This is a genomic window from Chryseobacterium viscerum (assembly GCF_025949665.1).
In the GTDB taxonomy this organism is placed as follows: domain Bacteria; phylum Bacteroidota; class Bacteroidia; order Flavobacteriales; family Weeksellaceae; genus Chryseobacterium; species Chryseobacterium viscerum_A.
On record NZ_JAPDFT010000004.1, the window covers coordinates 172,855 to 187,614 of the forward strand.

Annotated in this window: 9 protein-coding genes and 1 riboswitch; of the genes, 1 reads left to right on the top strand and 8 read right to left on the bottom strand. The window is 37.5% G+C overall.

Features of this window, described 5'->3' with window-relative positions:
- Positions 1 to 2: 2 nt before the first annotated feature.
- The 7 genes from OL225_RS19435 to OL225_RS19465 all read right to left on the bottom strand — a co-directional run bounded on the left by OL225_RS19435 (position 3) and on the right by OL225_RS19465 (position 13,315).
- Positions 3 to 2,105 (bottom strand): prolyl oligopeptidase family serine peptidase, encoded by a 2,103-nt coding sequence (locus tag OL225_RS19435; protein ID WP_264519286.1) that lies wholly within the window; start codon positions 2,103 to 2,105, stop codon positions 3 to 5.
- Positions 2,106 to 2,199: 94 nt separating this feature from the next.
- On the bottom strand, positions 2,200 to 2,877 hold the full coding sequence (locus OL225_RS19440) for a hypothetical protein (protein WP_264519287.1): 678 nt from the start codon (positions 2,875 to 2,877) through the stop codon (positions 2,200 to 2,202).
- Positions 2,878 to 2,956: 79 nt separating this feature from the next.
- Positions 2,957 to 4,042 (bottom strand): peptide chain release factor 1, encoded by a 1,086-nt coding sequence (gene prfA, locus OL225_RS19445; RefSeq protein WP_047377286.1) that lies wholly within the window; start codon positions 4,040 to 4,042, stop codon positions 2,957 to 2,959.
- Positions 4,043 to 4,189: 147 nt separating this feature from the next.
- Positions 4,190 to 5,500 (bottom strand): APC family permease, encoded by a 1,311-nt coding sequence (locus tag OL225_RS19450; RefSeq protein WP_264519288.1) that lies wholly within the window; start codon positions 5,498 to 5,500, stop codon positions 4,190 to 4,192.
- Positions 5,501 to 5,507: 7 nt separating this feature from the next.
- The gene (locus OL225_RS19455; RefSeq protein WP_264519289.1) at positions 5,508 to 7,931 is read right to left on the bottom strand and encodes a TonB-dependent receptor plug domain-containing protein; all 2,424 of its coding nucleotides are present in this window, start codon (positions 7,929 to 7,931) and stop codon (positions 5,508 to 5,510) included.
- Positions 7,932 to 8,026: 95 nt separating this feature from the next.
- Positions 8,027 to 8,132, bottom strand: a riboswitch (SAM riboswitch).
- Positions 8,133 to 8,206: 74 nt separating this feature from the next.
- Positions 8,207 to 11,044, bottom strand: coding sequence for an alpha-amylase family glycosyl hydrolase (locus tag OL225_RS19460; RefSeq protein ID WP_264519290.1), 2,838 nt, complete (start codon positions 11,042 to 11,044; stop codon positions 8,207 to 8,209).
- A gap of 192 nt (positions 11,045 to 11,236) precedes the next feature.
- Complete coding sequence (locus tag OL225_RS19465; RefSeq protein WP_264519291.1) at positions 11,237 to 13,315, bottom strand: T9SS type A sorting domain-containing protein; 2,079 nt, start codon at positions 13,313 to 13,315, stop codon at positions 11,237 to 11,239.
- Positions 13,316 to 13,469: 154 nt separating this feature from the next.
- Here OL225_RS19465 and OL225_RS19470 point away from each other — a divergent pair, with 154 nt between their 5' ends.
- Positions 13,470 to 14,342: an AraC family transcriptional regulator gene (locus OL225_RS19470; RefSeq protein WP_264519292.1), complete on the top strand. Its 873-nt coding sequence runs from the start codon at positions 13,470 to 13,472 to the stop codon at positions 14,340 to 14,342.
- A gap of 93 nt (positions 14,343 to 14,435) precedes the next feature.
- Here the strand turns inward: OL225_RS19470 and OL225_RS19475 are convergent, their stop codons facing one another.
- Complete coding sequence (locus OL225_RS19475) at positions 14,436 to 14,720, bottom strand: hypothetical protein (RefSeq protein WP_185097834.1); 285 nt, start codon at positions 14,718 to 14,720, stop codon at positions 14,436 to 14,438.
- Positions 14,721 to 14,760 lie beyond the last annotated feature (40 nt).

The window sequence follows — 14,760 nt, forward strand, 5'->3', positions numbered from 1 at the left end:
AACTATTTCTTTATTCCCATCTCAAACAAAGCAAATGATATAAGATCTGCATTTTCACTAATTACCTGATCTGTTGCTCTTCCTGCTCCATGACCTGCATTTTTTTCAATTCTCAAAAGAATAGGGTTTTTACATGCCTGTTTTTCCTGAAGTTCAGCTCCAAACTTGAATGAGTGTGCCGGAACTACTCTGTCATCATGATCACTGGTGATAATCATTGTTGATGGATAGCAAGTTCCTGCTTTTACATTGTGTACAGGAGAATATGACTTAAGATATTCGAACATTTCTTTACTGTCTTCTGCTGTACCATAGTCATAAGACCATCCTGCTCCGGCTGTAAATTTATTATATCTCAACATATCCAAAACACCTACTCCCGGGAAGGCTACTCTTGCCAGATCCGGTCTCATCGTCATTGTAGCACCTACCAGTAATCCCCCATTCGACCTCCCTGAAAGAGCCATATATTGTTTTGAAGTATAACCTTTGCTTTGAAGATATTCCCCAGCAGCAATAAAGTCTTCAAAAACATTTTTCTTTTGTTGCTTTGTTCCGGCATCGTGCCATTTTTTACCATACTCGCCTCCACCACGGATGTTTGGAACAGCATAAATACCGCCATTTTCCATCCAGATAGCATTTACTACAGAGAATGATGGCTGCAGACTGATGTTGAAACCTCCGTAAGAGTATAGAATAGTAGGGTTTTTACCGTCAAGCTTAGTTCCTTTTTTATAATTGATCATCATAGGAACTTTTGTACCGTCTTTTGAAGTATAGAATACCTGTTCTGAAACATAGTCGTCCGGATTAAACTTCACTTTAGGTTTTTGGTACACTTCAGATTTCCCTGAGTCTACATTGAATTTATAAGTGGTTCCCGGTGTAATATAATTGCTGAAAGAAAAGTAAACATCTTTCTCTTTTTCTTTTCCTCCGAATCCTGAAATATTTCCTTTACCCGGAAGTGCAATTTCTCTGATCAGTTTTCCAGTCTTATCAAACTGTTTTACCTGATCTATGGCATCAATCATATAGGTTGCAAAGAAATATCCACCGCCTGAAGAAATTCCTACCACATTTTCAGTTTGTGGAATTACATCCTTCCATGTTGCCGGAGCAGGATTGTTTATTGTTGTTTTTACAAGACGCATATTCGGAGCATCTTTGTCTGTAAAAATGAAAAGATCATCACCTTGCGTATCTACTATGCTGGCATTGATATCAAATCCGCTCATAATTTGTACAAAGTCTCCCCCTTTTTGAAGATCTTTGATATACAGTTCATTACCATTGGTAGCATTAGCCGCAGAAATAATAAGATATCTCTGGTCTTCAGAAACTCCTGCACTTAAATATCTTCTTGGTGTTTTATCACCTCCGAAAATCAATTTATCAGCAGACTGCTTTGTTCCCAGCTTATGAAAGTATACTTTATGCTTGTCCGTCATTCCGGAAAGTACAGTTCCTTCTTTTGGCTTATCGTAGCTTGAATAATAGAATCCTTCGTCACCCTGCCAAGAAATTCCACTGAATTTTACATCCAGTAATGTTTCATCAATCTGTTTTTTGGTAACTGCATCGATGATGATAATCTTATTCCAGTCGCTTCCTCCTTCAGAAATAGAGTAAGCAGCAAGGTTTCCTTTTTTATTGAACGAAAGATTGGAAAGGGAAGTCGTTCCTTTTTCCGAAAATTTATTAGGATCTAAAAATACTTCTGTAGCATTGGTTTTGTTGTTTGTTCTGTACAAAACAGATTGCGCCTGCAGACCATCGTTTTTATAATAATAGGTATAATCTCCCTCTTTGAAAGGAGCTGAAATTTTTTCATAATTCCAGATTTCCTTCAACTGATTTTTAATTTTATCCCTGAATGGAATTTTAGAAAGATAATTTTGGCTGTAAGCAACTTCTTCATCTACCCATTTTTTTGTAGGCTCCGAATCGTTTTCCAGATCTCTGAAAGGATCAGAAACAGCGTTTCCGAAATAGGTATCTGTCTGGCTTCCTTTTAATGCTTTAGGATAAATCATTTTCTGAGAATAAAAAGATGCTGAAAATAAAACTCCAGCAGTTAACAATATAGGTTTAAAATTCATACTGATCGGTTTTTCTCAAAAATACGCAAAGTATGTGAAATAAAAAAAGTCCCTTTGTATTGGGACTTTTTATTCTTTATAGTAGTTTTTTTAACTATTCATTGGCTCCGAAGCTTTCAAAATAGAAATCAGTAAGATTGGAAACAATCTCATCGGGACTTCCATTCCAATAGTATATTTTATCACCTTCTTTAAGTTCGTATAAACTAAAGTTTTGATCTGTTGTTACGGTCTTATCCGCATTTTTGAAGTCCTGAGCTGCCTGAATCAAATATTTTTTCAGATCCTCAGCTTTTACTTTATTAAGCTCCCCCTTTGGTCCTGAAGTCAGTTTTGATGGAACCAGGAAACTCACAGAATAACTTATTTCTGCAATTTTTTGCCCTTTAACATATTCATTAGGAACTACTTTTACATTTTTAACTGTTAATTTTCCTGTTTTAAAATTCCCAAACATTGCGGTGAAATACTCTTCCGCCTCTTTTTTACAAGCTGCAGCCGTAGCTTTAGGGAAAGCAGACAGGAAATTCTCTACACTGCCGTTCATCATTTCTTTTGAAGTTTCTTTAAAATCTACCTGATAAGCATTCTGCCCTTCTACTGTTGGTTTCAAATAATCATTCAGCTTATTCAATGCAGCGTCGTCATTATTCACAAAAGTTCCGAAGAATAACTCAAATGCTTCTTTAGGTTTCTTTACTTCAGTTTGAGCCATAAGGTGTTGCCCCATCATAGTAAGCAGCAACAGCAAAATAATTTTGTAATTTTTCATAGTATATATTTTATGTTTAGTTATTTGAAAAAGCAAAGCCCCTGAAGGATCAGAGGCTTTGTTTTTATTTTTTCTAATTTTAATAATTTTCTTCTTCCCCCTTCATCTTTTCTGCATTTTCTGCCATAATTACGGCATCAATCATTTCAGAAATATCTCCATTCATGTAAGCATCCAGGTTGTACATAGACTTGTTGATTCTATGATCCGTAACTCTTCCCTGAGGATAGTTGTATGTTTTAATTTTTGCAGAACGGTCACCGGTAGAAACCATAGATTTACGCTGTGCAGCAATATCTCCCTGTACTTTCTGCAATTCGATATCGTATAATTTTGTTCTTAGCATTTCCATCGCCAACTCACGGTTAGCTAACTGAGAACGAGCCTGTTGACATACTACAACAAGTCCCGAAGGTTTGTGGGTAAGCTGAACTTTCGTTTCAACTTTGTTTACGTTCTGACCTCCGGCACCTCCTGAACGTGAAGTCTGCATTTCAATATCAGCTGGATTCAATTCAAAATCTACTTCTTCAGCTTCCGGAAGAACAGCAATTGTGATGGCAGAAGTGTGTACTCTTCCCTGAGATTCTGTTTCAGGTACACGCTGTACACGGTGAACTCCGGATTCAAATTTCATGATTCCGTAAACACCTTCTCCTTCCACTTTCATGATCAATTCTTTGTATCCTTTTGCTGCTTCATTAGAATCTGTTACTTCATGTCTCCATCCTTTTGTTTTGAAATACATGGTATACATTCTGTAGATATCTTCCACAAAGATCGCTGCTTCATCGCCACCTGTTCCGGCACGTAATTCCACAATAACGTTTTTGTCATCGGCAGGATCTTTAGGGATCAATAATACTTTCAGTTCTTCTTCCAATCCTGGAATTTTAGCCTGAGCTTCAAGCTTTTCTTCTTTAGCAAGATCTACCAGATCTCTGTCTGAACCATCTGCAATAATTTCTTCAGATTCTGCAATACTGTCCAGTGCCCCTTTGTACTGATCATAAACTCTTACAATTTTTCCCAAATCACTATATTCTTTGTTCAAAGAAGAATATCTTTTTTGGTCTGAAATGACATCAGGCTGTATAATAAGGTCTGCAACCTCATTATATCTTTGTTTTATAGCTTCTAATTTTGGAATTAATGATTTAGACATTGTAGAAATTTTGTGGGTGCAAAGATAAGGATTATTAATTCAAAATTAAAATTCCGAATCATCATAAATTTTTGAGCATTAGGGATAAAGGGAGCTCAACTGTAAAAAGGTGGATTTACCAATTTGCATATTAGCCTTTCTATGCTATTAATACTTGTTTTGATGTTGCCCGGAAAGTCTTCTGTCAACTAAATATAAAATAATTCCCACGGCTATAATTCCTACTCCAATAAGGCTTTCTTTAGGGTTATGAATAAATGTAAAATAGAGAATATAGATACTGAATAATAGAAAAACAGCCGGAAAAATATGAAAAGCATTCGACTTAAAAATTTTCCTGTCTTTTTTCTTAAGGAAGAAGACAGTAGAAATCGCCAGGCTTGCAAAAAGTTGTAAAATAAAAGCTGTGTATACAAAAATCTCTTTAAAACTTCCTGTGAGAATAATAACTGTGGCAATGACTGCATGGGCAAAAATAGCTCTTACAGGAATGCCTTTTGTATTGCCCGTTGATAATGGTTTCCAAATGTAGGTATGTTTTGCAAAAGCCTGGGTCAACCTCGAACCAACCCATAAATATCCGCTAATTGTTGCAATCAGCTGCAGGGCAATAAAAATATTGACGATCTTTCCGAAAGCAGGTCCCAACATATTGACTGCTGCTTCTCCCATCACGTCTTCTTTTCCTGCCAGCTGGCTCACAGGAGCGTGTTTCAGCATAATATAATTCACCAGAATATAACTTACCGTCACAAAAACAGTCCCAATAATCAAAGATTTTGGAAGGTTTTTCTGAACATCTTTTATTTCTCCTGCGATATAAGAAGCGGAGTTCCAGCCTGTGTAGGAATAGGTGACAAATACCAGAGACGTAGCAAATGCCGGAAGCATGATTTCATTTTTCCAGCTGTCACTGAAGTTTAAACTATTACCAATCTGTGGTGAATCTGAAAGTCCGACTCCCAAAATAACCAACACAATAATAAAAGCTATTTTAATAAATGTAAAAAAATTATGAAATCTGCTGGATGTTTTTAAACTAAATGATAAAGCAATTGCAACCAGGAAAATGGCAGCAATCGCAAAACCGTTTCCAAAGGAATAATCAAATACGGAAAGGTATTTTGACATTGCCAGTGCTGCCAGCGCTACCGGAGAGGAAAATCCAATGATGAGTGAAACCCAGCTTATCAGATATCCGAATACCGGATGATAAGTTTCTTTGAGATAAATAAAATCGCCTCCGTTTCCTTTAAAATGTGAGCCTAATTCCGCGTAGCAAAAAGCCCCGAACAAAGCGAGAATTCCTCCTATACTCCATAGCAGGAAAATACTGTAGGTATTGGTAATATCGGATAGCTGAAATCCCAGGGTTGTAAAAATCCCTGTCCCAATCATATTTGAAACAACAATGGCTGCAGCTGTTTTCCAGCCAATCTGATGTGAGGTAGTACTCATTTAATGATTAAAAATTAAAATTAAGCCTTCCAAAGAAATAATTCCCTAGTGTTCCCATCTGAACCGGTGCATATTTGAATACTCCATAATATGAATTTTCATAAATCTGGCGATCCGGGAAGACATCAAATACATTATTGGCACCTACCGTAAAATTGATGCTTTTTGTGATATCATATCCAACACTGATGTCAGTAACCACCTTTGGAGAGAACTCCTGCACCCCTCCAAACGGATAACCATCTCTTATTACTTTGCCAAAATAGGTATTTCTTACGAGAAAATTGAATTTCCCGATTCCATAATTTAATCCTAATGAGGCTTTTGTTTTTGGAGACAGGGTTTCAATAATGTTGATCTGATCAGGACCGAAAAACTGATCCTGAGGAGTTTCTAAATTTTCCGGAAAATGGAAATCTGTAATTTTTGTTTCTGTGTAATTTCCGGCAAGGTTCATATTTAATTTTCCATTCCCAAGAATCCAGTCATAAGAAACCACTACATCTACTCCTTTTGTCTCTGTATCAATAGCATTGGCGAAGAATCTTCCGCTTTCTACCTTAAACTGGTCTAACCTTGAGTCTGTAATATTGCTGGTAATCACAATTCTGTCTTTCACTTTAATCCAGTATCCATCTATAGTGATCATCAAGTTGTTTAATGGTTTCAGCGTAAATCCAGCACTCGCGTTGATAGAAGTTTCCTGTTTGAGTTTATCAAATCCAAGAATTCTGGCGGCTTCGCTATCATTACTGAATATTCCTTTAGTAACAATTTTTGACCCGGAAGTAGAGATATCAGCATAAGAATTATTAAAATACTGCTGCTGAAGTGAAGGTGCTCTGAATCCTGTCCCAACAGCGGCTCTTACTGCATAATTTTTCACAAATTCATATCGTATGGCCAGCTTTCCGTTCAAGGTATTCCCGAAATCTGAATAATTTTCAAATCTGGCAGCGGCATCAATATTTAATTTTTTATCTAAATCATACGAAACATCAGCATACACCGCAGTGGAATGTCTGTCTTTCTTCAATGCATTGTTGGGAGAAAAACCGATAAAGGATTGAGATCCTCCTGCTCCAAGTACTGTGGATCCTTCAGTGGCAACGTTTCCATTGATGTCATATTGGGTATAAGATGCTTCATCGCCGGCTTTGATCTCATATTGTTCAAATCTGAATTCTCCACCGAATGCGATATTGAAACGGTTTATATTTTTGGAAACATCAAGATTCACAGTATTCTGAAGGAAACTATGAGCACCTGCGTAAAAACGGGTTGGTGATTTTGACCCGAGAGAAGCATTGTTGGTATTGCTCACATTATAATTGAAGGTATTGCTCCCGAAGGTATTGCTTAAGTCAAATAGCCAGTTATTAACATTATATTTTGCCCCTACAGCATAAGAAACATCATATACCTGAGATCCAAGAACTGCCTGAAATCCGTTTGGATAAATGGATGAAACAACATTGGATGTTTCGCTCGGCAATCTTCTGAAACCAAATCCTTTTCCTTCTTTGATACTGAAACCTCCGAAAGAATATACTTTAAAATTATCATTAAAAGGATATTCTGCATTGAAAAACAACTGTCCCTGTCTGATCTGGGCATCTCCGATCTGAAAATTGAAATCATCACGGGTCAATCCTCGTTCCTTTATCTTCTCATCATCCGCCGCTCTTGCTGCAGCGGGATCATCAGCAAATGCATACGCAAAATTATTCCCGAAAATATCGAGGTCATGGTTTTGAGTTCTTGTGGTTTTGCCCCTGTGGCTTAACTGCAGGGAAAGGTTGATATACCCGTCTTTTTTTCCTAATGAAGTTCCGTAATTGACTCCCGCCTGATAAGTATCCCCATCATTTCTTCCGGTCAATCCGTAAGTAAGACTTGCTGAAGCACCTGGATTTTTTTTAAGAATAATATTGATTACTCCTGCAATGGCATCAGAACCGTATTGTGCTGCTGCACCATCCCTTAAAACTTCTATTCTATCAATAGCAATCACAGGAATTGTGCTCAGGTCTGTTCCTACAGAGCCATTTCCCACTGTATTCTGATAGTTGACCAAAGAGGTTGTATGTCTTCTTTTTCCATTCAGCAATACAAGAACCTGATCTGGTCCCATTCCTCTTAAGGTTACGGGGTCAATATGTTCGGTTCCATCAGAAGCTGACTGTCTCACTGCATTAAACGATGGGATCACATAGTTCAGAAGATCCTGAGCCGTCATTTGCGGAGAACTTCTTTGGATTTTGTCAATACTGATAACATCTACAGGAACCGGTGTTTCCAGTTTTGTTCTTTTGACATTACGGTTTCCAACGATGATAATATCTTCGATTTGTTTCCCTTTTTCCTCATTCTCCTGAGCAGCAACCCAAATTGCTCCAAGCAATAATACAGCTGTACTTAATTTTTTCATTTTTGTTCTTGCCAATTAAATAATAACGGTCTGGCGGATATTTCCGCAGCGATACAAGACTTCAAGAAATGGAATTCATATAAGAATATTGACTTCACTTATCTCCCCCTCAGGGTTGGAATTAGCACCTTTACACTTCTCGAATTGTGCAGGTTGCTAAGGTTTCTTTGGGCCAAATCCCTCCACCTTTCTTGATAAATCTACTGCAAAAGTAGACTAATTTTCTTAATATACAAAAAAGGCAAATCTGCAATACTGCAAATCTGCCTTTTCGTTTATTTAACAATCATCTTTTGAATGGCGGTTCCTGTTTCCGATTTCAACTGTATCAGATAAGTTCCTGCCGGATAATTGACTTTGACTTCATAAGTTCCGTTTTCTTTATTTAGCTTGAATGAATCCAGTTTCTTACCGGTCATATCAAAAATCAAAATTTCTCCGTTTTTCGCTTTACTGAAAATTAATTTTGCAGTTCCGTTTTGTATCGGATTATCAGCAATCTGAAGGGATAATTTATTTACAGCGATTGTATCAATTGCCGACAAGGTACCAGCATAATTCCCGAAGATTCTGAATTCTCCCGGCTGTAAATTGATTGGGGTTATTGTGGAAGCTACATTCGAAATAGTATCATCCATTAGGTTTTGCCATTGACCTGTGTAAGGAAAGAAAGGAACAACGTTTTGTGCTGATGTGGTGTAATTGGCCAGTACTACCACATTTTTTATTCCAGTTGTAATAGCCGGATCATAGAGATAAATTCTCGTAATCAATCCATCCGGATCATTAGTCAGATTATTGGATTCTATACTGTATGTTTTAGTTTTAAAAATCTGATGGGTATTTCTGATCGTGATTATTTTAGCCCACGTTTCATATATTGATTTTCTGTTTACATTGGTATCGTATCCCAGAGTAAATGCAACAGGTTTTTCATCGGTTCTGCATCCATTATTGATGGTACCGTCAGCACATCTGTTGATGCTGAACTCATATCCTAATTCCCCAAACTGCCAGATCATTTTCGGACCGGGAATGGTAAAGAAAGTTGCTCCGAAAGTTTTCATTCTTTCAAGAGCAGTATTAAGATTTTTAACATCGTAACTTCCATTAACAGCTCCGTAAGCAAGGTTTTTAAACATAAGTCTTTCTTCATCATGACTTTCTCCGTACCCTACAGCACGCATATTGGTAAAACCATGCAGACTATGGTTCATTCTGTCATAATTACTGTTGTCTTTATATCCCATGGTATTCTGGTTATAAGGATCTGTCTGTTTATTCCAAAGCATTACTCCTTTTCCTTCTGCTACTCTATAGTTGGCCCATTGCTGTTCTTCTGCATCCGTTCCCAGATGCTCAAAGATCATGTAAGAATTGGGATCAATGGCCCATTGTCTGTCTGCATAATGTTTCATGATATCCACTCTGTCCTGTTGATAGGCATTGGTGCATGCTTCGTCATTTTCGGAACAGCTTTGGGTAAATCCTTTTGTTAAATCCCAGCGGAATCCATCTATTCTATATTCTGTCAGCCATTGCTGAAGACATCTTTCAACGTAATATTGAGTTGAAGGACTTGTATGATTAAAATCGTTAAATACATTATATGAATGTTTCGGAACCTGATTAAAATAAGGGTTGTTTGCCGCTACATTTCCGTAACCATCTCCATCCGGATCTATATTCCAGAGTCTTACTAAAGGTGAGCGCCCTGTAGCGTGATTAAATGCTACATCTAGAATCACAGCAATTCCGTTCTGGTGGCAGAGATCTACAAATTCTTTGAATTTTTCAGGGGTTCCATACGCTTTATCCAATGCATAATGAAACGAAGTATTGTATCCCCATGAAAGGTTTCCATCAAATTCCATGATAGGAAGTAGTTCTATAGCATTGATCTTTAAGTTCTTTAAATAAGAAATTTTATTGATCAGAGACTGCCAGTTCTTTTCCTGTGTGAAATCTCTCAATAATAATTCATAGACCATCAGATCTTCTTTCGCTGGTCTTTGAAAATTGGTAACCTGCCAGTTATAAGCTGTCTGCCCTGTTTTAAATGTTGAAGCTTCAAACCCTTGTCCGGCTGGGAATAAAGGTAAATTCGGGTAAGTAGAAGCCGAAATCCATGGATCATCGTAAGAAGATAAAATTTGTGGGGAATATGGGTCTGCCACTTTTCTCAAATCGTTTGTTCTGTATTGGAAAGTATAGAGCTGCTGAGGGGTCAATCCAATCAATTCTATCCAGTACAGATCCGGATTTGTGGTATCTTTTTTCATTAAATAGGTATCATTCACCACCCAGTTATTGAAACTTCCGATGACATGTACAAAACTTTTCCCCGGTGCATATAACGCAAGTCCTACTTTGGTAGGATCTGTAGGGTGATAATTGATTCCCTGCTTGATCCAGGCTGGAATGGCTTCAGAAACTACATTTCTCGGAACCTGTAAAATAAACGTTGCCGTTTTAGAATTAGCTCCTTCTGTAGCAACAAGTTCCATGCTGGCATCCTGAGTGACGGTATAACTGTAAGAATAGGATTGTGAGGGTGTGGCTGTAGAGTTGACAACAATTCCATTTGCTTTTAACTGAAATGTTGCGTTGGCATTGGTGGCAGCAGTAATATTGATAGAGTTTCCTGCCGGAACAGAAGTCAGGCTATTGGCTAATGGATTGGTAAGATTTAAACTTAAAGTACCCACATTTACAAAAATGTCCGGTGTAGTCTGATGAGATCCTGTTTTATCTTTTAATAAAAATCCGAACCTTCCTATTCCTGTTCTTCCGAAAAAAGAGGTCGGAGTAAAAGTGAGTGAATAGCTATCTGTAACAGCATTATAATTGAGCTTATTCAGATCATTGGAGTTATCCCAACTGCCATTGGTAGGACAATTCTGGCTGTTCTGGTAATTAGTGTCAAAAGACCATGACCAGATATAAATGCTGTTATTGGAAACTCCCCAGGCAGATTCATCAATCTGGTCTCCCGGAACCGTAAGTGTGATAGCATCTGTTTCATTGAATGGATTGGGAGAAATCGTATAACTGATCTGCCCAAAAACAAACATGGTAACAAGCACAAAAACAACGGAATAAAACTTTTTCATTTATTATTTTTTATCGAATATAGTATAAATTTTTCTTCATAACGACTATTCTCATCCCGTTTTCACCAAATATTTCAATTTTCCGGGAAAAAATAAATTTAAAAAAGGCTCATGAAAATTTCATGAGCCTCCCAATAAAAGTAATTGTAATGAACTATTTTGTGAACGAAAATCTCTGTTGTTGAAATCCGATTAGTCTTTTATAATTTTTTTAGAAACGGATTGTCCATTCTTTAATTTTAAATCTACGATATATAACCCTGATGGAAGTTCAGCCATATTGATCTGATGATCTGAGAACTGTACATTCATACTTTGTCCTACTGCATTGATAACAGTTGCTTTTTCAATTGCGGAATCTGATTTAACAGTAAGAATTCCTTTTGTAGGATTTGGATATATTCCTATAACAGATTTATTCAGTTTAGTTTCTGAAGTACTTAAAGAAGATGTAGGTTTAATACATCTTACTGATGAACCCTGTCCTCTCATTGCTCCTGCTGATGGATTGGCAATAGTTGATCCGATATACAGATATTTCGCTCCTAAGCTTGATGTATCTGAACTCCAGAAATATCCTCTTTGACCAACGAAAGTAAAGTCCCCATTACTTGAGCTTCTGTATCCTCCTGCCGGTAATTTAAGATTGCTGCTGTAAGCCGTTGCCGGATTACCAATACCTTCAGCTCCTACTAAGGCAGTCCAATCTGCCTGAGAAGGCATTTTCCAGTCTGCTCCTATCGCTTTACAAGGATCTACCCCTACTGATGCATTAACATCCGCAACTGATGCACCAGTCCATGTATCTGAACCTGCAAAACCTGCCCACCATGCCGGAGATCCTGCAATATATAATCCTCCTGCAGCACCAATTCCTTCCGGAGTATTAGGTGAAGGAGCTTGTGCTGTCTGAGAATTTCTAAGCTGGTGTCCGTCATCCCATCTTCCCCATTGGAAAAGATCTCCATATGAATTGGCATCAGCCACTGATGAAGCAACCTGTGTACTTCCCAGATTCTGCTGAAGCCATATTTTTCCGTCAGCACCTCTTACCGTGGAATAAGCTACCTGCTGGCCACGATACATAAAGCTCACACAGCCTGTATCACCCACATTGGTTCCGGGGTCTGTATTGCTGCATGTTTGAGGATTTACAGTCAGAGAAATTCTTTTAACTTTTGTGGCATTATCAGAATAAGCAAGAACAAGATAATTGTGTGCTTTATCTATAGCAAGGTCATTGTATTTTGCTTCACCATCCGAAACAAAATCTCCTCCAAAAGCAACCCAGTTTTGGGAATCATCTAATTTATAAACTGTATTTCTCAGGAAATTATCAGTTTCAAAACGGCTGGCAACTACATATGGTTTCCCGGATTCTGTCACCGCTAAAGCAACGTGCTGAACTTTCCCTTCTGAAAAATTAGCATTTCCAACCTGTACCCAAGAGTTTCCGTCAAATTTTTTAACATTCACTTTTCTGCCTCCTCCTGAGTTTGAAACATAGGCTACATAAATCGTATTAGATCCATCCAAAGCGATATCGGCATTGTATTGTTCTCCTGAAGAAGAAGCATCTGCAGCAGCTCCGCCTACCAAACTCCAGTTTTGCATTGAGCTTGCGCCAGTGCTGTTTTGATACACTTTTAAGCCTCCGGAAACATTACACGTATAGACCATATTATTAGTTCCGATGACCATTTCAGCAAATTCGGCACCTCCTGAAAACCCGGCATTTCCTACCTGCTCCCAGGCTCCTCCAAAATATCTTTTTACCGTTCCAGAGCCATAAGATCCATAAGTGAATATAATATTATCAGAAGAAACTGCTGATGCCTGATAATTTACAGAACTGTCTGTAGCATTCGGAAGTTGCGACCATAAGGATCCGGTAAATAAACGAACTTCCATTCCTGACTCCGGATAACCAAGTTGATTGGTATAATAAAGACTGTCTCCATTTGGACTTATTGACAGGGAATTGTAAGTTGCCGTTCCAGTTGTAACCCCCGCGCTTCCTCCTAAATATGACCAAGAATTTCCATCATATTTCTGAACAGACCCCCTGGCTACGGAAACATCATAATATGACAGATAATAATTTCCTGAGTTGTCAATAACTAAATTATTAAAACTGCTTCCGCCTGCTGATACATCCTGAATGCCTCCAACATTTTCCCACTGCTGCGCATACAAGCAGCTTCCAGCAATGGTCAGCAATGTTAATCCCGTTCTGATTTTCTGTATTGCAAAATGTAAATCTTTAAACATATAAAATATTATTTTTAATTATTCTAAATTTAATTTAATTTTGCGCAAAAGTACTTCACATTATTAACCTCAAGTTATCATTTTCAAACTTTTTGTTATCCTGAGAAGCACTTTTACCTTAAGTAGTTGTACCATGGCCGTAAAAATGTGTTGTATGAGGAATCAATATAAAAGTGGACTTTTGTTCAGATCCGAAGACATCAAAATCATCATGCAGGAAGATCTGAGTCCTGATCAATCCTTCAAGTCTCATATACTGGAAGGGAAGTCCAGCTTTAATCTTCTTTTTCTGCTGAGTGATGGTATTAATTTGGAAGCTCATGACTGCGGAACCCAATTTTCATTCAAGAAAAATCAATATATTCTCCATTACTCACCCAAAGAAAGTGTCGCAGAACTGTGGACGGAAAACCAGGAAATTCTGAAATATCTTCAGATTCAGATTAATTATCAGTATGTTTTTAACCTCATCAATCCGGAACTTAATGGTGAGAATGCAGAAATTCTGGAAAATATGACCCATAATAATTTCATATTCCTTCATAAAGAGACACCGCCGGACATGACGGTTGAAATGCATATGATTGTAAAGGAAATTCTGGGGTACACCAAAAAGGGAATCATGCAGAAGCTATTTATAGAAGCCAAGATTATTAAGCTCCTGATTCTGATTTTTGAACAGTTTAATGAGAAAAACATTTTGGAATCTACCCCAAAGACTCCTGAAATGATCAGGAAATTCATTGATGAAAACTACCACAGAAATATAAAAGCAGAAGAGATCGGAAAGTATATCGGCATGAATCAGAATATTATCCGAAAGGAATTCAAGGCCCAGTATCATACAACGATTGCCCATTATATCTCAGAACTCAGAATGCTGAAAGCAAAGAAACTGATCACCAACAAAGAGATTATGATCAAAGAAATTGCTATTGAATGTGGTTATGAATATATCCAGAACTTTACACGGGCTTTTAAAAAGAAATTTGGAGTATCTCCGGAAAGCCTTAGGAATAATAAATAGAAAAACCGCCTAACGAATTAAGCGGTTTTATATATGTTGTTTTGCTTTGATATTACTTTTTCAGAATTCAGGTGAAAAAGCAATGACAATCAATTAATGATGATGTCCGTGATCGTGAAGGAAAGGTCCATTTCCTTTAGGCTCGCTATAGATAACCTCTACACCTTCCTGCTCAGTAATAAGCTTTCTTCTGATATCTTCAGGGTCGAAAGGCTTTACTTTTCCGAAATACTCTTTCAAACCTTCAGTTAGCCACATTGGGATTACTAATCCGAAGAACATAAAAATGCACCAGAATCCTACTAAGAACATAGTAATGAAGAATATAGTCCAAAGGAACTGGTAGAAGGGCCAAAATGCTGATAATATCGTTATCATTCTCTTAAAGATTTTAGGCAAAAATAAAGCTTTTTTCTTT

Excerpts from the sequence above, each read along its gene's own strand:
- OL225_RS19450 (WP_264519288.1), bottom strand. The coding sequence starts at position 5,500 with ATGAGTACTACCTCACATCAGATTGGCTGGAAAACAGCTGCAGCCATT.
- OL225_RS19455 (WP_264519289.1), bottom strand. The coding sequence starts at position 7,931 with ATGAAAAAATTAAGTACAGCTGTATTATTGCTTGGAGCAATTTGGGTT.
- OL225_RS19470 (WP_264519292.1), top strand. The coding sequence starts at position 13,470 with ATGAGGAATCAATATAAAAGTGGACTTTTGTTCAGATCCGAAGACATC.
- OL225_RS19440 (WP_264519287.1), bottom strand. The coding sequence starts at position 2,877 with ATGAAAAATTACAAAATTATTTTGCTGTTGCTGCTTACTATGATGGGG.
- prfA (WP_047377286.1), bottom strand. The coding sequence starts at position 4,042 with ATGTCTAAATCATTAATTCCAAAATTAGAAGCTATAAAACAAAGATAT.
- OL225_RS19475 (WP_185097834.1), bottom strand. The coding sequence starts at position 14,720 with ATGATAACGATATTATCAGCATTTTGGCCCTTCTACCAGTTCCTTTGG.
- OL225_RS19435 (WP_264519286.1), bottom strand. The coding sequence starts at position 2,105 with ATGAATTTTAAACCTATATTGTTAACTGCTGGAGTTTTATTTTCAGCA.
- OL225_RS19460 (WP_264519290.1), bottom strand. The coding sequence starts at position 11,044 with ATGAAAAAGTTTTATTCCGTTGTTTTTGTGCTTGTTACCATGTTTGTT.
- OL225_RS19465 (WP_264519291.1), bottom strand. The coding sequence starts at position 13,315 with ATGTTTAAAGATTTACATTTTGCAATACAGAAAATCAGAACGGGATTA.